The sequence below is a fragment of the Maritimimonas rapanae genome, from assembly GCF_057837205.1.
Map to the genome: position 1 here is coordinate 1,549,167 of NZ_JBYQFI010000001.1, position 23,401 is coordinate 1,572,567.

The 23,401-nt window shown below is 31.5% G+C and carries 24 protein-coding genes; 10 read left to right on the plus strand and 14 right to left on the minus strand.

Annotation, left to right across the window (positions count from 1 at the left end):
* The first annotated feature begins 45 nt into the window (after positions 1 to 45).
* Together AC3IF2_RS07420 and AC3IF2_RS07425 are read left to right on the plus strand one after the other, a co-directional pair.
* The gene (locus AC3IF2_RS07420) at positions 46 to 1,554 is read left to right on the plus strand and encodes an aminotransferase class V-fold PLP-dependent enzyme (protein ID WP_489166438.1); all 1,509 of its coding nucleotides are present in this window, start codon (positions 46 to 48) and stop codon (positions 1,552 to 1,554) included.
* A gap of 168 nt (positions 1,555 to 1,722) precedes the next feature.
* The gene (locus AC3IF2_RS07425) at positions 1,723 to 1,848 is read left to right on the plus strand and encodes a hypothetical protein (protein ID WP_489166439.1); all 126 of its coding nucleotides are present in this window, start codon (positions 1,723 to 1,725) and stop codon (positions 1,846 to 1,848) included.
* 46 nt (positions 1,849 to 1,894) lie between these two features.
* Here the strand turns inward: AC3IF2_RS07425 and AC3IF2_RS07430 are convergent, their stop codons facing one another.
* Positions 1,895 to 2,434, minus strand: coding sequence for a hypothetical protein (locus AC3IF2_RS07430; protein WP_489166440.1), 540 nt, complete (start codon positions 2,432 to 2,434; stop codon positions 1,895 to 1,897).
* 228 nt (positions 2,435 to 2,662) lie between these two features.
* Between AC3IF2_RS07430 and trxB the strand changes: the two genes are divergently transcribed.
* Positions 2,663 to 3,613 (plus strand): thioredoxin-disulfide reductase, encoded by a 951-nt coding sequence (gene trxB / locus AC3IF2_RS07435; protein ID WP_489166441.1) that lies wholly within the window; start codon positions 2,663 to 2,665, stop codon positions 3,611 to 3,613.
* Between the two features lie 49 nt (positions 3,614 to 3,662).
* Here the strand turns inward: trxB and AC3IF2_RS07440 are convergent, their stop codons facing one another.
* From AC3IF2_RS07440 to AC3IF2_RS07465, 6 genes are all read right to left on the minus strand, one after another.
* A complete protein-coding gene (locus tag AC3IF2_RS07440; protein WP_489166442.1) occupies positions 3,663 to 4,337 on the minus strand; it encodes a hypothetical protein in 675 nt (224 codons plus the stop codon).
* Positions 4,338 to 4,482: 145 nt separating this feature from the next.
* Positions 4,483 to 5,196 carry a head GIN domain-containing protein gene (locus tag AC3IF2_RS07445; protein WP_489166443.1) on the minus strand — a complete coding sequence of 238 codons (714 nt, stop codon included), beginning with the start codon at positions 5,194 to 5,196 and terminating at the stop codon, positions 4,483 to 4,485.
* 135 nt (positions 5,197 to 5,331) lie between these two features.
* Positions 5,332 to 5,781 (minus strand): nuclear transport factor 2 family protein, encoded by a 450-nt coding sequence (locus AC3IF2_RS07450; RefSeq protein ID WP_489166444.1) that lies wholly within the window; start codon positions 5,779 to 5,781, stop codon positions 5,332 to 5,334.
* A 58-nt stretch (positions 5,782 to 5,839) separates the two neighbouring features.
* Positions 5,840 to 7,636 (minus strand): PspC domain-containing protein, encoded by a 1,797-nt coding sequence (locus AC3IF2_RS07455; protein WP_489166445.1) that lies wholly within the window; start codon positions 7,634 to 7,636, stop codon positions 5,840 to 5,842.
* Positions 7,633 to 7,974: a PadR family transcriptional regulator gene (locus AC3IF2_RS07460; RefSeq protein WP_489166446.1), complete on the minus strand. Its 342-nt coding sequence runs from the start codon at positions 7,972 to 7,974 to the stop codon at positions 7,633 to 7,635. The genes AC3IF2_RS07455 and AC3IF2_RS07460 overlap by 4 nt, the downstream gene beginning before the upstream one ends.
* Before the next feature lie 106 nt (positions 7,975 to 8,080).
* Entirely contained in the window at positions 8,081 to 8,521 is a 441-nt protein-coding gene (locus AC3IF2_RS07465) for a DUF4870 domain-containing protein (RefSeq protein ID WP_489166447.1), read from the minus strand.
* Between the two features lie 282 nt (positions 8,522 to 8,803).
* Between AC3IF2_RS07465 and AC3IF2_RS07470 the strand changes: the two genes are divergently transcribed.
* The 6 genes from AC3IF2_RS07470 to AC3IF2_RS07495 all read left to right on the plus strand — a co-directional run bounded on the left by AC3IF2_RS07470 (position 8,804) and on the right by AC3IF2_RS07495 (position 14,015).
* A complete protein-coding gene (locus AC3IF2_RS07470; RefSeq protein ID WP_489166448.1) occupies positions 8,804 to 9,262 on the plus strand; it encodes a DUF4442 domain-containing protein in 459 nt (152 codons plus the stop codon).
* Positions 9,263 to 9,307: 45 nt separating this feature from the next.
* The gene (locus tag AC3IF2_RS07475) at positions 9,308 to 9,937 is read left to right on the plus strand and encodes a hypothetical protein (RefSeq protein WP_489166449.1); all 630 of its coding nucleotides are present in this window, start codon (positions 9,308 to 9,310) and stop codon (positions 9,935 to 9,937) included.
* Between the two features lie 113 nt (positions 9,938 to 10,050).
* Positions 10,051 to 12,321 (plus strand): aminotransferase class III-fold pyridoxal phosphate-dependent enzyme, encoded by a 2,271-nt coding sequence (locus AC3IF2_RS07480; protein WP_489166450.1) that lies wholly within the window; start codon positions 10,051 to 10,053, stop codon positions 12,319 to 12,321.
* 83 nt (positions 12,322 to 12,404) lie between these two features.
* On the plus strand, positions 12,405 to 12,716 hold the full coding sequence (locus AC3IF2_RS07485) for a YbjQ family protein (protein WP_489166451.1): 312 nt from the start codon (positions 12,405 to 12,407) through the stop codon (positions 12,714 to 12,716).
* 140 nt (positions 12,717 to 12,856) lie between these two features.
* Positions 12,857 to 13,189 (plus strand): hypothetical protein, encoded by a 333-nt coding sequence (locus AC3IF2_RS07490; protein WP_489166452.1) that lies wholly within the window; start codon positions 12,857 to 12,859, stop codon positions 13,187 to 13,189.
* A 25-nt stretch (positions 13,190 to 13,214) separates the two neighbouring features.
* A complete protein-coding gene (locus AC3IF2_RS07495) occupies positions 13,215 to 14,015 on the plus strand; it encodes a TIGR00266 family protein (RefSeq protein WP_489166453.1) in 801 nt (266 codons plus the stop codon).
* Between the two features lie 30 nt (positions 14,016 to 14,045).
* Here AC3IF2_RS07495 and AC3IF2_RS07500 read toward each other — a convergent pair whose 3' ends face one another.
* The 7 genes from AC3IF2_RS07500 to AC3IF2_RS07530 form a co-directional block, all read right to left on the minus strand.
* The gene (locus tag AC3IF2_RS07500) at positions 14,046 to 14,735 is read right to left on the minus strand and encodes a DUF4369 domain-containing protein (protein WP_489166454.1); all 690 of its coding nucleotides are present in this window, start codon (positions 14,733 to 14,735) and stop codon (positions 14,046 to 14,048) included.
* A gap of 45 nt (positions 14,736 to 14,780) precedes the next feature.
* Positions 14,781 to 16,091: a DUF819 family protein gene (locus AC3IF2_RS07505; protein WP_489166455.1), complete on the minus strand. Its 1,311-nt coding sequence runs from the start codon at positions 16,089 to 16,091 to the stop codon at positions 14,781 to 14,783.
* A gap of 10 nt (positions 16,092 to 16,101) precedes the next feature.
* On the minus strand, positions 16,102 to 18,633 hold the full coding sequence (locus AC3IF2_RS07510) for a M14 family metallopeptidase (RefSeq protein ID WP_489166456.1): 2,532 nt from the start codon (positions 18,631 to 18,633) through the stop codon (positions 16,102 to 16,104).
* Positions 18,634 to 18,675: 42 nt separating this feature from the next.
* The gene (locus AC3IF2_RS07515; RefSeq protein WP_489166457.1) at positions 18,676 to 20,895 is read right to left on the minus strand and encodes a DUF5916 domain-containing protein; all 2,220 of its coding nucleotides are present in this window, start codon (positions 20,893 to 20,895) and stop codon (positions 18,676 to 18,678) included.
* Between the two features lie 51 nt (positions 20,896 to 20,946).
* On the minus strand, positions 20,947 to 21,117 hold the full coding sequence (locus AC3IF2_RS07520) for a type II toxin-antitoxin system antitoxin (RefSeq protein ID WP_489166458.1): 171 nt from the start codon (positions 21,115 to 21,117) through the stop codon (positions 20,947 to 20,949).
* 9 nt (positions 21,118 to 21,126) lie between these two features.
* Positions 21,127 to 21,579, minus strand: a complete 453-nt coding sequence (locus tag AC3IF2_RS07525) for a hypothetical protein (protein WP_489166459.1) — start codon at positions 21,577 to 21,579, stop codon at positions 21,127 to 21,129.
* Positions 21,580 to 21,641: 62 nt separating this feature from the next.
* Complete coding sequence (locus tag AC3IF2_RS07530; protein ID WP_489166460.1) at positions 21,642 to 22,502, minus strand: SPFH domain-containing protein; 861 nt, start codon at positions 22,500 to 22,502, stop codon at positions 21,642 to 21,644.
* A 113-nt stretch (positions 22,503 to 22,615) separates the two neighbouring features.
* Here AC3IF2_RS07530 and AC3IF2_RS07535 point away from each other — a divergent pair, with 113 nt between their 5' ends.
* On the plus strand, positions 22,616 to 23,398 hold the full coding sequence (locus tag AC3IF2_RS07535; RefSeq protein WP_489166461.1) for a S1/P1 nuclease: 783 nt from the start codon (positions 22,616 to 22,618) through the stop codon (positions 23,396 to 23,398).
* The last annotated feature ends 3 nt before the right edge of the window (positions 23,399 to 23,401 follow it).

Genomic DNA, 23,401 nt, shown 5'->3' on the forward strand with positions numbered 1-23,401 from the left:
TTAATTTTACCAAAGTGTTTTTTGTTAAATAACATATTATAAGTAATGAAAGTATCAACCAAAAATAATCATATTACCAATGTTGAAAATCTTGAATCTCATTTTCAACAATTTAGAAAACATATTATTGGTGATAGTTCTACTTTTGAATCTATCTATGGTAGGCAAAATTTATTATATGCAGATTGGATAGCTAGTGGTAGATTATATGCCCCTATAGAAGAAACCATGCAAAAAGTGATTGGACCTATGGTTGCCAATACGCATTCTTTTTCTAGTGAAACTGGAAAAGCTTCAACTTACGCTTATAAATACGCGCGACAAATCATAAAAGAACATGTAAACGCAAACGATAATGATGTACTTGTAACTGCTGGTACAGGTATGACAGGTGTATTATCTCGTCTACAACGTGTGATGGGTTTACGTTATCCAGATGCTGTTAAAGATAAAATTGAGATTCCAGAAAATGAAAGACCTGTAGTTTTTATAACACATATGGAGCACCATTCTAATCATGTACCTTGGATGGAAACCATAGCAGATGTAGTAATCTTACAATGCAACGAACATAAGCTAGTTTGTCCTCATAAGTTAGAAGAAGCTTTAGAAAAATATAAGAATAGGCCTCTTAAAATTGGTGCTTTTACTGGATGCTCTAATGTTACCGGTATTATAACTCCATATCACAAGCTTGCTAAAATCATGCATCAACATGGTGGTTATTGTTTTATAGATTTAGCTGCTTCTGCTCCTTATGTAAAAATAGATATGCATCCAAAAGATCCTGAAGAACGGTTAGATGCAATCTATTTTTCACCACATAAATTTTTAGGTGGCCCTGGCACTTGTGGTGTATTGGTTTTTAATAAAGAAATGTATAATACTAGTTGTCCTGATGTACCAGGAGGAGGAAATGTAAAATGGACAAATCCTTGGGGAGAATATGGATATTATGATGATATAGAAACCAAAGAAGACGGCGGAACTCCAGGATTTTTACAAGTAATGAGAGCTGCTATGGCTATTCAGTTAAAAGAAAAAATGGATGAAGATAAAATTGCAGATAGAGAGGAAGAATTACTAGCATTGTGTTTTGATGAATTAAAAAAGATAAGTGGACTTTATCTTCTTGGTTATAATGATGAAAAGCGCATCGGTTGTGTTTCTTTTGGTGTTGAAAGAATTCATTATAATTTAATTGTACGACTATTAAATGATCGTTTTGGAATTCAAGTAAGAGGAGGTTGGTCTTGTGCAAGCACTTATAGTCATCATCTATTTGATATTTATGAAGACTCTTCTAAAGAAATTACTGATGGCATTGCTAAAAAGGATTTGACTATTAAGCCAGGTTGGGTACGTTTATCTTTGCACCCTATTACTACCAACAATGAAGTGCTATTCATTTGTAATGCCATAAAACAAGTGGTTGAAAATGTTGATAAATGGAAAGTAGATTATAAATACAACTCTGCCAATAATGAATTTGAATACATCCATGGAAATGATGAAAAGATCATTCAGCAAGTACAAAGCTGGTTTGATATTTAGATAATAAACTCTTACTTATAAGTTCAAAAATGCCTCTAAATCTAAAAGAGGCATTTTTTATTAAATCTTATAATCTTTGCCATTAACAATATTCAATGTAAATTTTACGTTAATTTAATGTAAATTAATTGTAAATATATTTATATATTTGTTTAAAAATCAGGGGTTATGCACTTAGTAAATAAAATTAAAGATATGATTGAGCAAGCATCTATAAGTTATTCAAACTTATGGAATTGGTTAAAATCATACGCTTCAAAATGTAAGCGAGGATATGAAGTGCCATATTGGTAAAACTATATTCATCTAATAAAAAAGCCTGCTTCTGCAGGCTTTTTTATTAGAATTGATATCGTAACCCGAGTGCTATATCTAAATCGAGATCATTATCGCCAAAATCATTGACTAAACCAAACTCTGGTCTAAAGTCTAGAGAGATCAATAACGGAATATCAAAATTATACTCTATACCAACATTTCCGTCTGCATTCACAAATAGTCCGTCATCTAAATTAGCTGTCGTTTTATTATCCCAGCTACCAATACCAGCTCCAAAACCGGCGTACCAATTAAAATTACCATCTATATTCCAAACCCATTGGTAAATAGCAGATAATTTCCATGCATCATAATTCTTATTGTCTCTAAATCCTAAGTCTAATTCAAGTCGATTGTTATTTCTAATACTTTTTTGATAAGACACTTCAACTCCAAAACCATCATTATCTCCCGTTCTTATACCTAAAGCATGCGAAGAAATTTCTTGCGCTTGCATATTCATAAGAAATCCTAAAAGTAATACTGCTGTAAAAATTAATTTTTTACTCACCAAAAATTTATTTGTTTTTCTGTGCTCGTGATTTTTCTTTGAAAAGTTCATAAGTAACATTTTAATTAGATATTAATTTAAAACAATATCAGTTTACAATTATTATGCCTTTCTTGTATTAATTGTAAACAAATTTAATTATTACGACTAAGCATATCGATAACTTTTAATTGTCATTTTTATAAATAATGTATGCTTATAATTAGATTGTAAAAAGTTATTTTATAAGGTTTTAAAAAGTAAAAAATACTATAAATTAGCCACTCAAAAATTTAAAAAATGTCTGAAGCAATAGAAAGAATAAAATGTTTAATTATAGGCTCAGGGCCTGCAGGTTATAGTGCAGCTGTGTATGCCGCAAGAGCTGATCTAAATCCAGTAATGTATACAGGTTTAGAGCCAGGTGGCCAATTAACAACAACAACAGAAGTTGATAATTATCTCGGATACCCTGATGGCGTAGATGGTACAGCAATGACTGAAGACTTTAAGAAACAAGCATTACGTTTTAATACAGATATTCGCTTTGGCTTAGTGACAAAAGTTGAATTAAATGATAAGGTTGGTGGTATACATAAAGTAACTGTTGATGGCAATAAAGAACTTGAAGCCGAAACAGTAATTATCTCTACAGGTGCCACAGCAAAATATTTAGGATTAGAAAGTGAAGAGCGTTTAAAAGGTGGTGGTGTATCTGCCTGTGCAACTTGTGATGGTTTTTTCTATAAAGGACAAGATGTAGTTGTAGTTGGCGGTGGTGATACAGCCGCTGAAGAAGCTACTTTCTTATCAAAGCTATGTACAAAAGTAACAATGCTAGTTCGTCGTGACGAAATGCGTGCTTCTAAAGCAATGCAACATAGAGTTAATGCCACGCCTAACTTAGAAGTGTTGTATAACACTGAGCTTGATGAAGTATTAGGCGATACTGTTGTGGAAGGTGTTCGTGTTGTAAATAATCAAACTAAAGAAAAGAAAGATATTCCAGTTACTGGTGTATTTATTGCCATAGGCCATAAACCAAATACAGATCTATTTAAAGGAGTTTTAGATATGGATGATGTTGGTTATCTAATTACTAAAGGAAAATCTACAAAGACCAATTTACCTGGTGTATTTGCTTCAGGAGATGTTCAAGATAAAGAATATAGACAGGCTATTACTGCTGCTGGTACAGGTTGTATGGCTGCGTTAGATGCTGAACGTTATTTAGCTGCTTTAGAAGGATAAAACACAGCTATTAAAATTAAAAAGCCGCTATAAAGCGGCTTTTTTTATTCTAGTTTTTTTGTAATCTCTTACCATGGTACGGACAGAATGTCCATGAACCATCTAATATTTTTTGGTCTACAGGGCATTTTTTAGGTTTTAACAACGACCCTAGTGGTAGTTGCCATTCAAACTGCTCTTTATTCAATTTAACTGTAAACTTTTCTTTATTCTTTGGATTTACAATTCTATCCATAGGATTATCAGTCTTTTGAAATAAGAAGAAATGCATATTCTCACCCAATTTACCAAGCATATTAGATAATAAGGGTTTCATAATAGTTATTAAGCGTCTTGTATCAACATCAATTTGGTCGTTAGCTAATGGTGAAAATTCATGTTGTTTATCATCTATAATTTTTAATTTATTAAAAATTGCATCTTCACTAACATATTGAATGTTTCCATCAGCACCAATATCTCCATCTATGGTAGCAATCATAGTATATTTTTCAAAATTTTCTAACATCGCATTAGCTTCTTCTTCAGGTATGGTTGCATCCTGTGAAAATATAGCTTCCCAGAAATCAGTAGGTATCCACCACACCAATCGCATTTTATCTGGCGAATTTGATAATTGCTGCGTTTCTTCTGTTAACTTGTTAATATTAACTTTAAAGTCTTGTGCAAAAGCCTTCCCCGAAAGGGTAACAATTAGAAATAGAATTGTAATTTTTCGAAACATACTTAAATAAATTATCATATTATAACTACGTTTCGTTACATTTTAGTATATAAATAGGTGATTTTTCTACACAAAAAAGGCTGCCTTTTACAAGACAGCCGCCATTTAACAAAAAAATGGAAAAAACAACTCAGTTTTAAATATTTTAACCTCTAACATCTCCGCCAGAGGAACTATTCTTTCTTATTTTTTTAGGATTGCCAGTATATCTTATATCGCCACCACTAGTTGCACTAGCATCTAATTCTTCTGTTACATTTACTGAAATATCTGCACCGCTAGTAACACGAGCTTCACATGTTTTAGCTTCTAGCCCTGATGCTTTAAGTCCGCTACCACTCGTAGACCTTGCAACAAAGTGATCAGCTCTTCCATTTAATCGAGCATCAGATCCACTTGTTGTAGAGCAAGATAAATTTGTTACATCTACAATAAGTCTTACATCTGCACCACTAGTTGTGCTTACTTTTAAATCTTCTCCTTCAATAGTGTTCTCTGAAATTAATTCAGCGCCACTAGTAACTTTAATTTCGTTTACATCCTTTGTGGTTAGATACACTTTTTTACTTTTTGCACTCCAAATATTGATGTTGTCTTCGGTATAAATGCGTAATACACCATCTTCTACTTCTGTAAGAATAATATCATGTAAATTTTCGTCTGCTTCTAAGGTTATTGAACTGTTGTTACCCATAGTTAAATAAACATCTATACCATTGCTTACTCGAATGGCTTCAAAGTCTGAAGAAATATTACGCTTTTGTGTTTGTACATTTCTATTACCCTTTACTCCATTGAACATACATGAAGTTGTTAAAAAAAGGATTAATACTGCCGAGATCTTTGTTGTTGTTTTCATTTTGTTTTTGTTTAAGGTTGTTAATTTTGGTTGATTCTTGGTTTAGCTTGGTTAATTTCTATTCAAATCTATGATTGACTGAACTCTTGTAAAATTTTATGATGATGAACTGTTCATTTTTATTACTGAAATGTATTAATGTAAACTAACAACTTTAGTCAATTTCCAATCATCTTTATTTTGTTTCCAAAATAGGATAAACTTTGACGGCTTAGAAATACTGTTTTCTACTAGATTATGAAACTTATGATACCCTATAACTACTACTCCATAGTTCGGTATTTTGTGTACTTCTAAACTACCTGGCACAAGCTTTCTTTTTACTTTGCCGCATATATTATTTTTAATAGATTTAACTAGTTCGGTTTTTGAAGTCTGTAAGCCTCCCATGTCATGAAAAAACTCAATATCATCAGAATAAAAAGAAGCATGTTTAGCTAAATTTTCTGAGCAAGTATTATAAGCATCAAACAATTCTTTATCTAAGCTTTCAACTTTTTTATATAATTCAGACGATTTGTCTACCTGAGCGTATAGCATAGTTGATGTTAATATAAGTAAGCTAAGCGCAATAAATTTTTTCATTATAGTATTGAATTATTATAATTAAGACGTTTTTAAATTATTTTAGGTTTCAAAAATTTTAGTTAATTCTTATACCATTTTCATCAACTTTAACTTCGGCTTTTTCACCCTCATCGTTAATTTCAATTTTCAGTCCGTTCTCATCTACATTTACATTGACTTCATGCTTACCATCTTGATCCTCATCTTCACTTCTCCACTCATCATCATCACAATTAAGGCATTCTAAACCATCGTCAGTCATTTTAAAATAATGTTCTGGCATATCTCTTCTATACATATCATTAGTAGTATCTACCCATCCTAAAAAACTTCTAGTAGATTCATCTAAATACAATGTCTGACCTTTTGGTACATAAATAGTTACTCTTACATCTTGGTTTCTGTAGGCATTTTTTGCATCTGTTAAGAAATATCCATCAAGTAAAAGTGTATTTCCTATTTGTTTAAAATTATATACAATCTCTTCTGCATTTCCTTTTGCAACTAGTCTTGTTCTACCACTAGCTTCTTTCTTAATTTTAATATATGCCTCTGCACTGTCAGATTCTTTAAAATATACACTCAAATCATTTGAATAAAGTTTAGAGTTATCATTTTCGTCTAAAACCTTTTTAAAGCCAGAACGGTGTCTAAAATTATATGAATCTGAAAGCACTTCATTATCTACCATTTTAATAGTAAGAGTGTCTAACGGTATTGCAGTAAAGTCTCTAGTTTCTATAACATGACTTTCTCTTGCAAACTCAGCACCTTGTTTAACACCTATAAAAATGGCTCCTAATAAGGCTATTAACCAAATACCAAGTAACACTAGTTTAGCTGTTCTACTCAATATTTTTGTTTTGCCAGAAATAATGAAGAGACCTAAAAAGAATAACATTAAAAATGGAATACCAACAAGAACTAAGACTAATAATGAAATAATCCATATTGGTAAATTGGTTGGATTTATTACCTGAAAATCTCCATCAAATATCCAATCGGCTCCTATAAAGTCAGCTGTACCTGCAGTAAATAATCCAACTACTAAACTTATAAGGGTGGCAACTGCAACAATAATTAAGATCACCCCAATAAACTTACCTATGATCTTAAAGAATGTAACTATAATTTTTCCAATAACGTCAATGAACTCTTGTATGCCAGATCTGGCTTTACTATCTCTGCGTCTTAGTTGTTTTTTTTTTAATGAATCTGAGACATTTTCATAACCTTCCTTTACAGCTCCAGTAACATCATCTACAGCATCTTTTACTCTTACAGAAGCATCCTCAAATTCTGATCTTACACGCTTTTCAATATTGCTAATAGTTACAGGTTCTCCCTCCATTTGTAACTTCTCAGCAGTAGTTCTGGCTTCAGGTAAAATGATCCATAGTATTATATATAATAATGGCCCAAAACCAAGTCCGAATGTTGCAACAAGCCATGCTAATCGAATCCAAATAACATCTACATCAAAGTAATAAGCAATACCAGATGAAACACCTCCTAAGAATTTATCATCGCTATCGCGAAATAACTTTCTTCTACGTGATCTGTCTCTACTATATGTTTTACCACTTTCGTCTGTAAATATTTCTTCATCAACCAGATAATCTTCTGGCTGCCCCATTACCTCTACAACTTCGTCTATATCAGACTCATTAACTACTTGACGAACATCTTTAACTCTTTCAGATAACAACTCACCAATACGCAATTCTATATCGGCAATAATTTCATCCCTTCCTTTAGGATCGTCACTTAATGATCTACGAATCGCATCTATGTATCTTCTTAATTTTTGATAAGCAGTTTCATCAATATGAAAAAAGATTCCTCCTAGATTTATATTAATTGTCTTGTTCATTTTTTTGTTGGTTTTTTGCTAGTTACGATTTTTACAGCTCCAACGAGCTCGTTCCAAGTTGTGTTTAATTCTTTTAAAAACAGTTTACCTGTTTCTGTTAATGCATAATATTTTCGTGGCGGTCCAGATGTAGATTCTTCCCATCTGTAACTTAGCAATCCTGCATTCTTTAATCGGGTAAGTAAAGGATACACTGTACCCTCAACCACCAGCAGTTTTGCATCTTTCAAATGTGATAGAATTTCAGAGGTATAAGCATCTCCACCTTGTAAGATGGAAAGGATGCAGAACTCTAACACTCCTTTTCTCATTTGCGCCTTTGTATTCTCTATCTTCATACTATTCTATTGATTAATGCTTATAAAAATATGGCGACGAAAACGTCTACTACATATAAGATTATGGCTGTTAATATTGAAATCATAATTGGTTGATTTTAAGATTTTATTTTATAAATTTTATTGTTAGAGGATACTTATATACTTCTCCTCTACTCGCTTTAATTGATGCTACTATTACTAGGATGAATTTTATGAATCCTAAAACAGCGATTATTGAACCTAAACTTAATATTCCGAAAAGGTTATCAAAACCCCAATCGAAATGAAAATCGAAATGGTCAAAATCATCTACATGCCTTAAGTATCTAAAAAATGACCCAAAAGCGAATGGAAACATTACCATGCCTAAGATTGTCATATATAATACATAGCTAATATTAAAGTTTACTGCTTCCACTCCATTTTCATCTACGTAAGCACTTCTCTCCTTATTTACAGACCACATAATTAATGGACCTAAAATGCTCCCTAAAGGAAACATAAAACTGAAAAATGATGATAAGTGCGTTAAAAATGCTGTGTTCTTTTCTCTTTGAGTTAACATTGTATTATATTTTTATAGTACTTGACACTGCAAATATATATACAAAAACTAGTATTATGCAATACAAAGTACTAAATATTTTTAAAATTTAACATTTTATTAACTTTTTAATTATGTATAAAATCATTTAAAATATTGTTTATCAACTAATTATATATTTTTATTGATTTTATAAAAAAAAATAAAAAAGCTCTTGTTTTTTTCTATTATTAAGTTTTTTTGATTAAATCCACATCTTTTTTGTCATATTTTTTGTTTACATTCACACCAAATAAATCGAAAATGCCAAAATTCACAGTTAGTAATCTCAACAAATTTTTACTTTTTAAATTGCCTTCTGCATACTTTTCTGGAGTTCGTGTAAAATCAATGTCTAAAAACGAAGCAGTTGCTACTGTTAAACATCGTTGGATAAATCAAAATCCTTTTAAATCGTTGTATTGGGCAACACAGGGCATGGCATCTGAATTAGCTACTGGTATATTAGTTATGCAAAAGATTCGTGAAAGCGATAATAATATATCAATGTTAGTAAGAGCTCAAAAAGGAGAATTTACAAAGAAAGCTACAGGTAGAATCAATTTTACATGTAAAGATGGGCACTTAATTGATGATGCAATTCAGCAATCTATTAAAACGGGTGAAGGTCAGACTGTAATTATGACATCAGAAGGCATCGATGAAAATGGTGATTCGGTTTCTAAGTTTGAATATACTTGGGGAATAAAAGTAAAGAAATAGAAAATAAAATATTGCAGTGCAGTATATGCAATAGATGAAAAACATATGAAAAAAACCCTGCTAGCATTTATAATCGGAATTTTAATTTATTCTTGTTCTTCTACAAAAATTGGAAATGACAAGACTAAATACTTTGATGAAAATAATGTAGAAATTAGTAAATCAAAATTTAATAGAATCCGTTCGACAAATAAATTATTAAATATTATCGGGGATTCTGTTAATCACAAAAAACTAACTTTAAGAGAGAAACGAGGAAAAATAACCAATAGAGCTTTATTGGAATCATTACTTGAGAAAGAAATAAATCAAGAGTTAGATTCTAATAAACCAATAATTATAGTTTATTATCCAGGGAAAGACCCTTGCAATTCAAGTGGTTCAGCAACAAAAGAATCAAGAAGAATTTGGTTTGAACAATTAGAAGATGGAATAAATCAAGTTGCCCAAACTAAACCAATTTATCTTTATAAAGATAATGATGGTTTGGAAAAATACGCTGGAGTTTTGACTTGGCACAAGGACCCAAAAGGAACTATTGAAAAGTTATTTTTTAAATACCACTACCCTTGTAGCAGTTTTGTAGTGATATCAAAAGACGGTAACTACATTAGTTATTTTGGAGAATTTGGAAAAGAATATGTCTGGGAAGCAACTCAACTTATGAGTAATTAAATACGTTGTTGTACAACGTATTTAATTACTTGCTTCAGGTTTCTCTTATTTTAAATCCACATCCTTTACTTACCTTTGATTTATAATAAATAATCTTACATCAATCTTGTAGCATGCAAAAACTTTTACAAGAACATTTTAAACTTCAGTCGCCAAAAATAAAAAAGCTTAATGGTTACGATAACATCAACTATTTGGTTAAAGAAAATGAAGTAAAATATATATTTAAAACTTATCCTTTTAACAATGAATTACTCAACATAGTATATGCCGAAAATGAAGCGTTACTACACCTTCAAGATTTATTACAAGACACGTTTCCTAAGCCAATACCTTTTAACGATTGTGAATTTATAAAAGTTCTAGAGATAGATGGAAAAGCAACTATTTGTAGAATGCTTTCTTATTTAGAAGGAGATTTTTTAGGTGATTCAAAAGTAACAGAAGAGCTCATCACTTCGCTAGGTGCTTTGCTAGCTCAAATCGATATTCATTTACAAAAGTTTACAAATTATACTTACAAAGCAAGACAATGGGAATGGGATTTACAGTATCTGCAACTCAACAAGAAATATATTAATGATATCCCTAATACTCATAACAGAAATGTGGTTAGATACTTTATGCAACAATTTCAAGAAAATGTGCTGCCAGTTGCCTCCAAATTACGTAAGCAAATCATTTATAATGATGCCAACGAATGGAACTTACTTATAAGAGGTAATAACATTTCAGGTATAATAGATTTTGGAGACTTAGCGCATTCGTTTCTTATTAATGAAGTAGCAATTGCTATTACATATGCATGCTACGATAAGGAAGAACCTCTACAATGGGCCTCCATACTCCTTAAATCATACCATAATGTGTTGCCTTTAGAAGAAAAAGAAATACAGATACTATATTATTTGGTCGCGGCAAGACTATGTATAAGTGTTTGTAATTCTGCTCATTCAAAAAAAGAAAATCCAGAAAATGAATATGCAACAGTAAGTGAAAAAAAAGCTTGGTCTATGCTACACATGTGGATAGCAATTGGACCTATTGCTGCTCAAAATAGTTTTAGAAAAGCTATTGGTCTATCTATACCAAAAGTAGTATCGATAGAAGAAAAATTAAAAAAACGCAACAAATATATAAGCTCGATCTTATCTGTTAGCTATAAACAGCCAATTCCAATAGAGCAGTCAGCATTCCAGTATATGTACGATTCATACGGAACAACCTTTTTAGATGCTTATAATAATATACCGCATGTAGGGCATTCGCACCCTAAAGTAGTAGCCGCTGGTCAACAACAAATGGCAAAATTAAATACCAATACTCGGTATTTATATGATTTATTACCAAAGTACGCCGAAAAATTATTGTCTAAGTTTCCTGACTCATTAAATAAGGTCTTTTTTGTAAATTCTGGCAGCGCTGCTAGTGATTTAGCTTTGCGTTTAGCTCGAACCTATACAAGAAAAAATAAAATTATGGTTATGGAGCATGGTTATCACGGTAATACGCAGTTGGCAATGGACATTAGTGACTATAAATTCAGTAATAAAAAAGGTCAAGGTCAAAAAGATCATATTATAAAAACACCCATTCCAGACACTTATAGAGGAAAGTATTCTAAGAATACTAATGACGCCGGGAAATTATATGCAAACGAAGCTATTAAAAGTATACAGCAATCTGAAGGTAAAATAGCTGCATTTATTAGTGAATCCATTGTAGGATGTGGCGGACAAGTACCGTTGGCTAAAGGCTATTTAAAAGAAATTTATCCAGTAATTAAAGCTCAAGGTGGAATCTGTATCAGTGATGAAGTACAAACAGGTTTTGGACGTTTAGGAGATCATTTTTGGGGGTTCGAAGCTCAAGAGGTAGTTCCAGATATCGTAATAGTTGGAAAGCCTATGGGGAATGGTCATCCTATAGGTGCTGTAATTTGCACAAACGAAATAGCAGAATCTTTTGCTCAAGGTGTTGAGTTTTTTAGCTCTTTTGGAGGAAATCCTGTTTCATGCGCTATTGGTTTAGCTGTTCTTGATGTAATCGAAGAAGAAAAATTACAGCAAAACGCTAAAGTTGTGGGTGATTATTATATGAATCTTTTTGAAGATTTGAAGAAAGAATATCCTTGCATTGGTGATGTAAGAGGTTCAGGATTGTTTATAGGGATTGAGATTATCAAAAATGATAAATTAGAACCTGATACTAAACTAGCTCAACATATAAAGAATGAATTAAGAAATAGAAATATTCTTATAAGTACTGATGGACCTTATGATAATGTATTAAAAACCAAACCCCCATTGTGTTTTACCAAAGAAAACGTACAAATGGTTGTTGAGAATATAAATGAAATTTTAAAAATTACTTTAAAACGGTAATTATTGGTTAATATGAAAAATTGTATTGTAACAAAATCTTAAAATTTGCAACTAATAGTTACATTAATCAAAAACAACTTACCATGATCATTTCAACAACCGAAACCATTCCCAACAGAGAAATTAAAGAAATTTTAGGTATTGCACGCGGTAGTACTGTACGAGCTCGTAATGTAGGTAGAGATATTTTTGCTGGATTAAAAAATCTGGTTGGTGGCGAAATTGAAGAGTATACAAAACTTCAGGCACATGCAAGAGAACAAGCTATGCAACGTTTGGTGCAAGATGCAAAACGTATGGGTGCAGACGCAGTAGTAAATGTTCGATTAACAACTGCTATGGTTATGCAAGGAGCTGCTGAGATCTTAGCATATGGCACAGCTGTAAAATTATAAGTTATGGATACAGCGGCGATTATATTACAAATATTTATTTGGGCAATTATAGCAATAATTTTAATCTACTTGATCTTTAGAAGAATTAAAATTAAAGAAACTGAAAATTTTGAAAAAAGAGATAATTAGTTTTATATCTAATGAAAAAAGATAGAGGTAGAAGAATGAACCCAGGTTCAGCATACATAGGGTTTGGAAATAAAACTAATTTTTTTACAAATAGGCCTAAAGTTCCATTTAGTAAAATAAGGCAGATTTATGGAGAGCAACTTGAACGGTATAAACATAACCATATTGGATCAAAAAAAGAGTTTGACAAATTATTAATTCAAAAAAAGAAGGAAATTAGACAGAAAATCACAAGTGAAATAGCAAAAGAAAGAAAACGAAATATAATTATAGTCATTATATTATCTATCTTAATTCTAAGTTTAGGAATTTTTCTGAATTATTATCTCCCTAAATATTTATAATTTTTAACTACTAAAAATATTAAAAATGACAGCACACGAAATAGATTATACTATATACGGCGAAGAAATGCAATATGTAGAAATAGAATTAGATCCACAGGAAGCAGTAGTAGCAGAATCTGGTAGTTTTATGATGATGGATAATGGTATTAAAATGGATACCATTTTTGGTGATGGTTCTGGGCAAACAAAAGGTGTATTAGGTAAAATTTTCTCAGCAGGTAAAAGAATACTTACTGGTGAAAGTCTTTTTATGACAGCTTTTCTAAATGTAGAACAAAGTAAAAAGAAGATATCTTTTGCTTCGCCATATCCTGGTAAGATTATACCATTAGATTTAACTAAATATGGGCAAAAATTTATTTGCCAAAAAGATGCTTTTCTATGTGCTGCTAAAGGTGTTTCTATAGGTATAGAATTCTCTAAAAAATTAGGTAGAGGGCTATTTGGTGGCGAAGGTTTTATTATGCAGAAATTAGAAGGTGATGGCATGGCTTTTTTGCATGTAGGTGGTACAGTAGCTAGAAAAGAATTACAGGCTGGTGAAGTTTTAAAAGTAGATACAGGTTGTATTGTTGGCTTTGACCAAACAATTGATTATGATATTGAATTTGTAGGCGGTGTTAAAAATACTGTATTTGGTGGTGAAGGCTTATTTTTTGCTACTCTAAAAGGACCCGGAACTGTATATGTACAATCATTGCCTTTTAGTAGATTAGCAGGTAGAGTAATCGCTTCAGCTCCTAGAACTGGTGGAAGAGATAAAGGTGAAGGAAGTATTCTAGGTGGTTTAGGTGATATTCTAGACGGAGATAATAGGTTTTAAATAAAAAATCTCGCTTGAGCGGGATTTTCTTTATTCTTTACTTTTTATATTCTGAATATATTTAGCTAATTCTTTACCATATTTAGAGGATTTAACCTTTTCAGAAAGTGAATTATTAACTGTATCTAATAATTTGATATTGGCATTGTATAATTCCGTTAAAGCTAAATATGGAGCAATTTCGGCATCAGCATTCTTAACTGCAAAATTAGCAGTATAATAATACCTACGTTTTAATAAACTACTTGATAATTTTAAAATGGAGTCTCTTTTTAGACTATCACTTTTAGATTCAAAATCAGCCTTAATTAGATCTAAGTTTTTATCTCTAAACTTATCCATCATTTCTTTGTACTCATCTAATAATTGCTGATTATTTAATCCTTTTATTTCTGCTGAATAATTAAACTTATCTAACTTGGTATTGATTTCAATAGTTCCTTCATCTCCAAAGAAAAGTATTCTTTTATCTTCGGCATTATCAAGAGTTAAATAATAAATTTCTGGAGTTTCTAAAGCATCCGACAAAGTAAAAGTACTTACTCCGTCTAGCAATACAGAGTCAACGGCTACAAAAGTAGTATCAATCTGCTTATGCAAATACAGTATGCCTTTTTTTAATCCTTTAACCTCACCGTTCACAAACATGTTACTTTTCTTTTCGCTAGAACAAGCAATAAAAATAAATGCAACACATGTTCCTAATAAAATATTCTTCATATACTATTTTTAACGGATGCGAATATATAGAATTTTAGAACAAATTTAGCCCCCAGAGGCAATTTGCATTAAGATAGTACAACCAATTGCAGCAACTGTACCTACAGCATAACCAAAAACAGCTAAGAGCACACCAACGGTCGCTAAAGATGGATGAAATGCCGCTGCAACTACAGGTGCAGACGCTGCTCCACCTACGTTAGCCTGACTACCAACAGCAAAGAAAAAATAAGGTGCTTTTATAAGTTTAGCAACTATAATCATTAATAAAGCATGAATAGTCATCCAAACAAAACCAATAGCGACTAAACCTACATTATCGAAAATTAATGTTAAGTCCATTTTCATACCGATAGTAGCAACTAAAATGTAGATAAAAACGCTTCCTATTTTACTTGCTCCGGCTCCTTCATACGTTCGCATCTTGGTAAATGATAATACAATAGCAATGATAGTTGCGATACTTATCATCCAAAAGAATTGTGAGCCCAAAAAAGTGAAAATATTTCTGGTTGTTTCAGATTGAATACCACTAACAACATCACCGAAATAAGTACTTAAATGACCTCCTAAAAAATGTGCTATACTAACAGAGCCAAAAGCGATAGCAGCTAAGATCATTAAGTCAGATAAACTAGGATTACGTTCTACTTTTTTAGCAAAGCTTGAAACTTTATCCTTTAATTCTTCAATAGCTGTATTATCTGCTTTTAGCCATTTATTAATACGATCTGATTTACCAATGCCGATAAGTATCAACGCCATCCAAATATTGGCAACCACGATATCAACAAATACCATTCCTCCGTATAATTTTTGATTATAGCCATAAATTTCTAACATAGCTGTTTGATTGGCCCCTCCTCCGATCCAACTTCCTGCCAAAGTAGATAAGCCTCTCCATACAGCATCTGGCCCAACTCCACCCACAGTTTCTGGTGAAACCGCTGAAATTAATAATATAGCTATTGGTCCGCCAATTACAATACCAATAGTGCCTGCAAAGAACATTGCTAAGGCTTTCCAGCCTAAATTAAAAACTGCTTTTAAATCGATACTTAAGGTCATTAAAACCAACGCCGCTGGTAATAGATATCGGCTTGCCATAAAATATAAATTGGTTTTATGTTTGCTTACCTCACCAGCTTCATTTACTGTTTCCCAATCTGGAGCTATCATTCCTAGTGTGGTAAACAAGGCAGGTATCATATATGCCATGAATAAGGCGGGCACAATACTGTAGAATTTTTTCCAGAAACCTTCTTTTTTAGATGATGTATAAAAAATAAAGCCTAATGCGACCATCAGCAATCCAAAAACAATCGTATCTTTTGTAAATAAAGGTGTGGTATCCATAAAATTTATTTTATTGTCCTACTAAAAATACTGCGTTACAAAAAGCTAGCTTACCGTTTTCCCAAAAGCTTCTAAATAAAGGATTATCGGCTAAATATACTACCTCTCCTGCTCCGATAGATTCTACACCAAAAACTAAAGATTTATCTACATTTTTTAATGCATTGGAACCTGCAAAACCACTTACCTGATCTGCTTTATCTTTAATAATACTCACATTATAACCATCTTTTAAATAAGCATAATGGTTACTATTTAATCGTAATGTATGATAGCTTTTACCATAACCAAAACCAAGTGGATTTGTATTATCCATCTTAGCTTTAAAAATACTACCTGTAATTAAATTTGAAATTGATTTACGTTCTAGATTATCGAAAGCCTCTAATTCTAATTTTTCTTTTTGCTCTTTCTTTGATTTTTCAGCTGCTTTCTTTTCTTCATCATCTTTAAACTTAGACAATTTAAACTCTTTGCTATCGGCAAATTTTCCTAAAGCTCTATCTATGGCAATTAATTTACCTCCTTTTTGCATCCAAGATTTTAATGATTTTAATCTCTTATCGTTCAAGAAACTTCCATATGCTCCATTAGGTAAAATCAAAACATCATATTTGCTTAAATCTACACCTGAAAAATAAGCGACGTCTAGTATAGTTACCGGATACTTTAATTGTTGTTCAAAAAAGTGCCAGACCTCACCAAAACTTAATGTAGAAATTCCATCGCCTGATAGCACTGCAACTTTAGGTGGTTTAATATATCTTACAGTAGATGAACCAAAATCCTTTCCTTTAGTCACCATACCTGTAGCAACTCCATTCAAATTTCTATCAAATTTTTCTGCAGCTTTTCTTACTATCTCATCAAATTTATCTGCCAACTTTTCATTACCAGTTCGTGTAATTATCAGTGAACCTGCCGCGTGATTTTTTCCATCTATTGTAAATGGCAAACTAGAAAAACGAGCTTTAACTTTATGCTTTAATAATTCTGCTAAAAAGGACGCATCATTGAGGCTATTCCATTTAGAAACATAAGCGTAAGGCTTAGTTACACCAGAAATTTTCCCTTTACTTTCAATTTGGGCCATCTCTTTAACAGCAACAATATTTGGTAAAGCATAGGCCTTTAATCCTCTAGCGTATGGCAATGACCAAGCAGTGATATCATAAGTTAAAGAGTCTTTTAATTTTGCCTGAGGTTCAAACAATGACTTTATAAAATTAGATTTTGGCTGGTTCATATTAATTACTAAATCATTACCAGAAAGTTTTACTGTTTGGTTTTTATTTGATTGATAGTCAAATCCTTTTATAGAAGATGTTGAATTTGACAATCCATATTTAATTTCGTGACGATCTAATAATTTCCTCAAATCATTGATCTTATCAATATCATTTTGTCCACTTATTACAAAACTCTTATACTTTCCTTTAGGGCTACTTTTAGCTTTTCTAAAATAATCTGCAAACTCGCTTTTTAATTTATCGGCGTTATTAGAGGCAGTTTCTATGGTTGATAATCCTGTTGTATAATGATGAGCTATTCTATCTTTTAATGTAAGTAATCCACCTTCTGTAGTTGTAACTCCTAAACCAGCTCTACCACTACCTCCTTGTTCATAAGTCATACCAATAGCTCCATTAAATGTAGGATATGTGTCCCCATAACTAGGGTATAAAAGGTCAAACCATTCTTTTGTAAAATAGAGCCATCCGTTCTTATCAAAATATTTCGCATGATTTTTACCTATAGTTTTTTGAAAATCACGTTGAAAATTTGTAATCACTTCATGATAAGGTTCTGCAGCAGGCGCAAAATAATAAGGATTATCTACACCTTGTTCATGAAAATCTACATGAATATGCGGCATCCATTTATTATATTGCTTTATGCGCTGTTGTGATTCTACTTGAGAGGTCCAAGCCCAATCTCTATTTAAATCGAACATATAATGATTAGCTCTTCCATTTAACCAAGGCTCATGATGTTCTTTTGAATCGGGGTTTTTATTGTAAGGTGTGTTTTTATATTGATTGTACCAATTTACATAACGATCACGACCATCTGGGTTAATACAAGGGTCTATAATTACAATTGTATTTTCTAACCATTGCTTTGTTTTTTTATTGTTAGGATCGACCAAATCGTATAAAGTTTTCATCGCAGCTTCTGTGCTTACAGATTCATTACCGTGAACATTATAACTTAACCATACTATTGCGATATCATCTGTTGAGGTGCCTTCAATAACTCCAATAGTTTTTAAATGATCCTTTCTAAGTTCTTCTAATTTCGAAAAATTCTTTGGTGCAGTTATAAAAGTTAGATATAGAGGGCGCTTTTCATATGTTTCACCATATTTAGTTAAACTAACATTATCATTTGTTTTTGCTATATGATTAAAATAATCAATCACTTGATGATGACGCGAAAAACGTTCGCCAAGTTCATATCCTAAAAAGTCTTTAGGAGATTTGGTTTGTGATAAAATTGAAAATGAGATAAAGAAAACGAATAGAAAAATTATTTTTTTCATTTTATATTGAGTTAGGGATTCAAATATAAAGAAATGTAAATTCTATATATTAATCCAGTAAGTAAATTTTAATGATAAAGCTCTAGTTTTAGGGGCAAATGTATTAGTGAAATAATTATCATTATAAACTATAAATAGATCTGACAATGGTTTAAAACGCCATTGTATACGGCTATTAATTCCGAAATTATCATTTTGATTACTATATTGAACTAAAGTCGTCCAAAAGAATTTCTTACTGAACGTCACATCAAATCGAGGACCAACTAACCAAATTGAAGCTTCCGGATATGGATCAGGTAATTGAATATTATCGTAATTAATTTGGGCAGAAGCAACAAAATATGGTTGTAATCGAAAATTAAAACTCCCTTGAAATGAGAATTTATTTCCATTGTAAAATTTTCCATAAGAAGGTTCTAAAGAATAAGAAAATTTTCTACGCTGATCAGATCTATATTCAAGTTCAAAACTGGTATAATGGTAGTCAGTATTTGCAGGTAGTTCAACTCCGCCATCGGTGCCTGTTGGATCGAAATTATCATACAAGAAAGTATACCTATTAAACATAGTTAAATTAATTTCAGATTGATTATTTAGGTTACTTTGCCAACGAGTAAAAACTGTATAATCAGAATTCTTAAAATCTAATTCTGGCCTCCACAGAAAAATAGGCGTTATATTAAGGCTATGTCGATTAAAAATGCCTTTTTTAGGCCAAAACCTTAATTGAACTTGTGGGTTTATTTTTAAAATATCTGTTCGTCTTACAAAGCCTAAATCTGATTGAAAGTTATCTCCCACATAAACTCCGCTTAATCTGAAACTATAATTGCGACTATTGAATTGTGTTGAAACTCCTGTAGAGAAATCTTTTGAACTTGATTCTGGTGAAAATGACTTATGAAAAAAATATTTCCCTACCCAAGTGTTATCTTTTGAAGCTAAATTATAATCTAAACCAACAACTCTATTATACGTATTGTTTTCTTCATTGCCATCATTATCATTTAAAAAATCATAATCTTTTGTAGCTTGTCTGTTAATAAATAAAAAACTTAAATTTGATCGACTGAATAGTTTATGTTGTAAAGCTAAAACTGCATTATTATTTGTTGGTATTTCATTGACCACATCTTCTGCAGTTTGCATATTTAGAAAACCAATTCTAAAATTATTATTCAATTTCCCGCTTATTCTAGCTCCTGCAATAATATCATTCTGAATTGAATTACCATCAATATCTTTAGCTATACCTATTCTGCGAGAGAAAAATGTTCTTGAATCTCTATTATTACCAAAATCTCCAAAAAGATCGCTATTCTCAATAAAAAATTGTCTCCTTTCTGGTAATGCAATACTAAACCGAGTAAGGTTTGTTACTAATCTATCAACTTCAACTTGCGAAAAATCTGGATTAATGGTTAGGTCTAAATTCATACTATTACCTATAGTCATTTTTGCATCTCCTCCAACTTTAAAATCGCTATCATCAACGTCATTTTCATAGTCTTTAGAAATACTTGTATTTAAATAGGGTATAATAGAAATTGGTGATTTAGATTTTCCAAGTGGTTTTTCGAAAATCATATCCCCCATATAAGCTAGATTAAAAATAATTTGGTTTTGAGGTATATTAATCCATGTATTTCTCTCGTTATCTTGTGTATCGAAGTGATAACTATTAAATCTCCATTTAGTTTCACCTTCTCTATATTTAAAAGCATATAAAGGAATTGCCCACTCACATATATAATAACCATCATAGATTTTTGATTCACCCGTCCATTTTACATCCCAGGCGCCATTGAACCCGCTTATATCTGTTCCTCCACCAGATAGTAACATTTCTCTTAGTACACCATAAGGGTTTGATCCGAAAAGAAAAGCATTTGTTCCATCATTAAAAGTGTCGAACATTAATGTAATATTATCATTTCCACCTGCTCTAAAGTCTCTTCTTAGTGAGGGGACAACGTAATCTTTACCAGGAGCGTACACCTTTATCCCTACATAAAGAGTTTCATCATCAAATAGCATTTTTATTTCAGCTTGTTGTTTAGCTTGCAGCGAATCCGAAGGAAAATACTGCCAAAAGTTTTTTGCAGTTCCAGTTTCTTGCCAAACTGGCTCATCTAAAATAGCATCGATCTTAATAGGCGAGTTGATATATTTTACAGTAAACTGTTTTTTTTGAGCAGATGCACAAAAAATAATAGATAAAAAAGCTATAATAAAGTATAGCTTATAGGTTTGTTTCATTCCACTAATTGACTTACGTCAAATATAGAATTTTTATCTGTTAAAGAATTCTTAATTATCATTCGTTTTTTTCTTAGGCTCACGCTTAGCTTTTTTAAGGCTTTGATTGAGTATCCACTCAATCTGACCATTAGTACTGCGAAATTCGTCGGCAGCCCATTTTTCAATTGCTTTGAGCATTTCTTCATTTATCCGTAAAGCAAATGCTTTCTTTTTGGCCATTTATATAATTTAACTAATAATTCTCTCTTCATAAGTTCTCAAAACCCTCTTTACTTCTTCTTCTTTTTGAGTACCAATTAATATCTTTTTACCATTTCTAAGAACTAGTTGTATACCTTTATTACCTCTCACATTATAAGCTATTCCTTTATTCTTATTATTCCATAGCTTTCCTCCTTTTATCCCCCAGCCACCATAATCTGAGATAGGGTTATACTTTCTAACATATACTTTTTCAATTTCTTTCCAATACACTAGTCTATCAGAAAAGTGAAATGGTTTAAACCTAAAATGAATTCCTTCTTCATCAATTCTGGTATTCAATTTTAACGTAAAAATTAAACCAAAAGTTAATAAAATAGAAACCAAAACTACTATCAAACCAATATTAGCATCCTTATCTTGTCTATTTGACTCAATTACTTCTTTTATAATTAAAATAACAGGCAACAACAAAGTCATTATTAGCAATACGAATAACCACATTTGAGTAAATCGTTGTTCCTCTTTAAAACTTTCATTTTCTATTGATTCAAAGTCCCTGTATTTAATACGGGAGAAGCATCTTTATCTCCACATAAAATAACCATTAAATTACTTACCATGGCTGCTTTACGCTCTTCGTCTAAATCAACAATTTCTTTTTTACCTAATTCTTCTAACGCCATTTCTACCATACTTACAGCTCCTTCAACAATTTTATGTCTTGCAGCAACGATAGCAGTAGCTTGTTGGCGTTTTAGCATTGCATTGGCTATTTCTTGTGCATAAGCAAGATAACCAATTCTAGCCTCTAATACTTCAATGCCTGCTATAGCTAGGCGCTCTTCAATTTCTTTTTCTAAAGTTTCACTTACTTCATTAACACTAGACCTTAGCGTAATATCTTCAGCATGACCTTCATCAGCAAAATTGTCATAAGGATACATACTGGCCAATTTGCGTACTGCAGCATCAGTTTGCACACGTACAAAATTTTCATAATTATCTACATCAAATGCAGCTTTATAAGTATCTGTAACTCTCCAAACTAAAATTGTACTAATCATGATAGGATTACCAAGTTTGTCATTCACTTTTAACCGCTCGCTATCAAAATTACTAGCTCTCAATGAAACTTTCTTTTTAGTATAAAAAGGATTCACCCAATAAAAGCCATTCTTTTTTATTGAACCTACATATTTACCAAATAACAAAAGTACTCTAGAATTATTTGGTTGTACCATAATGAATCCGATAGCTAAAAAAATTACTAATAACAGACCAAGAACAAATAGTGGGTTCCTTAAGCCAATGAGACCAAATAAACTAGTTATTAATAAGGCTAAAACAGCAAATAGCATTAAATAGCCATTAGTTGGTATTATAATCTTTTCTTGCTCCATGTTGTTGATTTTAATATGATATTATTTTGATATCACAAATATATAACAAAAAAAATGATATTTACAATTTTTTTAACATACATATTTCATACTTTAGCAGAAATTTATAATAGATGAGATCATTAATTGTTTGTATATTTTTAATTACTTTATTTAATTTTAATGCCGTCTATGCTATTGATTTTTGGGGACCTACGGGGCATAGAGCAACAGGCGAAATAGCTGAAAAGCATTTAAAAAGAAGTGTAAAAAGAAAAATTGAGAAATTATTGAATGGACAAAGTCTAGCGTTTGTTTCTACCTATGCAGATGAAATTAAATCTGATAGAAAATACAATGATTTTTATACTTGGCATTATGTAAATATGCCTTTTGATAAAACTTATGAGGAATCTGAGAAAAATCCTAGAGGAGACATTGTTACTGGAATTAATAAATGCATAGAAATTCTTAAGGATAAAAATAAGACCGATGAAGAAAAGGTGTTTTACTTAAAAATGTTAGTTCATTTAATCGGTGATTTGCATCAACCGTTACATATTGGAAGAGCCGAAGATAAAGGTGGAAATGATTTACAAGTTCGCTGGTTTAATAATGGAACCAATTTGCATAGAGTTTGGGATGAAGATATGATCGAAAAATGGAATATGAGCTATACTGAATTAGCAAATAACACCGATAAACTTTCTAAACAGCAAATTAAAACCATACAGGAAGGCTCTACAATAGATTGGATGCGTGATACTAGAAAATTGACTAAATCAACTTATGAATCGGCTGAAGTCGGTGAAAAATTACGCTATAGATATTCTTACGATCATTTTAAAACTGTAAGAAAACAATTGCAAAAAGGTGGTATTAGGTTAGCTAAAGTTTTAAATGATATTTTTAGATAAGTT

Excerpts from the sequence above, each read along its gene's own strand:
- AC3IF2_RS07475 (WP_489166449.1), top strand. The coding sequence starts at position 9,308 with ATGAAAAAAACCCTGCTAGCATTTATAATCGGAATTTTAATTTATTCT.
- AC3IF2_RS07445 (WP_489166443.1), bottom strand. The coding sequence starts at position 5,196 with ATGAAAACAACAACAAAGATCTCGGCAGTATTAATCCTTTTTTTAACA.
- AC3IF2_RS07525 (WP_489166459.1), bottom strand. The coding sequence starts at position 21,579 with ATGACTTTGTTGTTGCCTGTTATTTTAATTATAAAAGAAGTAATTGAG.
- trxB (WP_489166441.1), top strand. The coding sequence starts at position 2,663 with ATGTCTGAAGCAATAGAAAGAATAAAATGTTTAATTATAGGCTCAGGG.
- AC3IF2_RS07425 (WP_489166439.1), top strand. The coding sequence starts at position 1,723 with ATGCACTTAGTAAATAAAATTAAAGATATGATTGAGCAAGCATCTATA.
- AC3IF2_RS07455 (WP_489166445.1), bottom strand. The coding sequence starts at position 7,636 with ATGAACAAGACAATTAATATAAATCTAGGAGGAATCTTTTTTCATATT.
- AC3IF2_RS07465 (WP_489166447.1), bottom strand. The coding sequence starts at position 8,521 with ATGTTAACTCAAAGAGAAAAGAACACAGCATTTTTAACGCACTTATCA.
- AC3IF2_RS07470 (WP_489166448.1), top strand. The coding sequence starts at position 8,804 with ATGCCAAAATTCACAGTTAGTAATCTCAACAAATTTTTACTTTTTAAA.
- AC3IF2_RS07420 (WP_489166438.1), top strand. The coding sequence starts at position 46 with ATGAAAGTATCAACCAAAAATAATCATATTACCAATGTTGAAAATCTT.
- AC3IF2_RS07510 (WP_489166456.1), bottom strand. The coding sequence starts at position 18,633 with ATGAAAAAAATAATTTTTCTATTCGTTTTCTTTATCTCATTTTCAATT.
- AC3IF2_RS07485 (WP_489166451.1), top strand. The coding sequence starts at position 12,405 with ATGATCATTTCAACAACCGAAACCATTCCCAACAGAGAAATTAAAGAA.
- AC3IF2_RS07440 (WP_489166442.1), bottom strand. The coding sequence starts at position 4,337 with ATGTTTCGAAAAATTACAATTCTATTTCTAATTGTTACCCTTTCGGGG.
- AC3IF2_RS07460 (WP_489166446.1), bottom strand. The coding sequence starts at position 7,974 with ATGAAGATAGAGAATACAAAGGCGCAAATGAGAAAAGGAGTGTTAGAG.
- AC3IF2_RS07430 (WP_489166440.1), bottom strand. The coding sequence starts at position 2,434 with ATGAACTTTTCAAAGAAAAATCACGAGCACAGAAAAACAAATAAATTT.
- AC3IF2_RS07505 (WP_489166455.1), bottom strand. The coding sequence starts at position 16,091 with ATGGATACCACACCTTTATTTACAAAAGATACGATTGTTTTTGGATTG.
- AC3IF2_RS07500 (WP_489166454.1), bottom strand. The coding sequence starts at position 14,735 with ATGAAGAATATTTTATTAGGAACATGTGTTGCATTTATTTTTATTGCT.
- AC3IF2_RS07480 (WP_489166450.1), top strand. The coding sequence starts at position 10,051 with ATGCAAAAACTTTTACAAGAACATTTTAAACTTCAGTCGCCAAAAATA.
- AC3IF2_RS07535 (WP_489166461.1), top strand. The coding sequence starts at position 22,616 with ATGAGATCATTAATTGTTTGTATATTTTTAATTACTTTATTTAATTTT.
- AC3IF2_RS07495 (WP_489166453.1), top strand. The coding sequence starts at position 13,215 with ATGACAGCACACGAAATAGATTATACTATATACGGCGAAGAAATGCAA.
- AC3IF2_RS07490 (WP_489166452.1), top strand. The coding sequence starts at position 12,857 with ATGAAAAAAGATAGAGGTAGAAGAATGAACCCAGGTTCAGCATACATA.
- AC3IF2_RS07520 (WP_489166458.1), bottom strand. The coding sequence starts at position 21,117 with ATGGCCAAAAAGAAAGCATTTGCTTTACGGATAAATGAAGAAATGCTC.
- AC3IF2_RS07450 (WP_489166444.1), bottom strand. The coding sequence starts at position 5,781 with ATGAAAAAATTTATTGCGCTTAGCTTACTTATATTAACATCAACTATG.
- AC3IF2_RS07530 (WP_489166460.1), bottom strand. The coding sequence starts at position 22,502 with ATGGAGCAAGAAAAGATTATAATACCAACTAATGGCTATTTAATGCTA.
- AC3IF2_RS07515 (WP_489166457.1), bottom strand. The coding sequence starts at position 20,895 with ATGAAACAAACCTATAAGCTATACTTTATTATAGCTTTTTTATCTATT.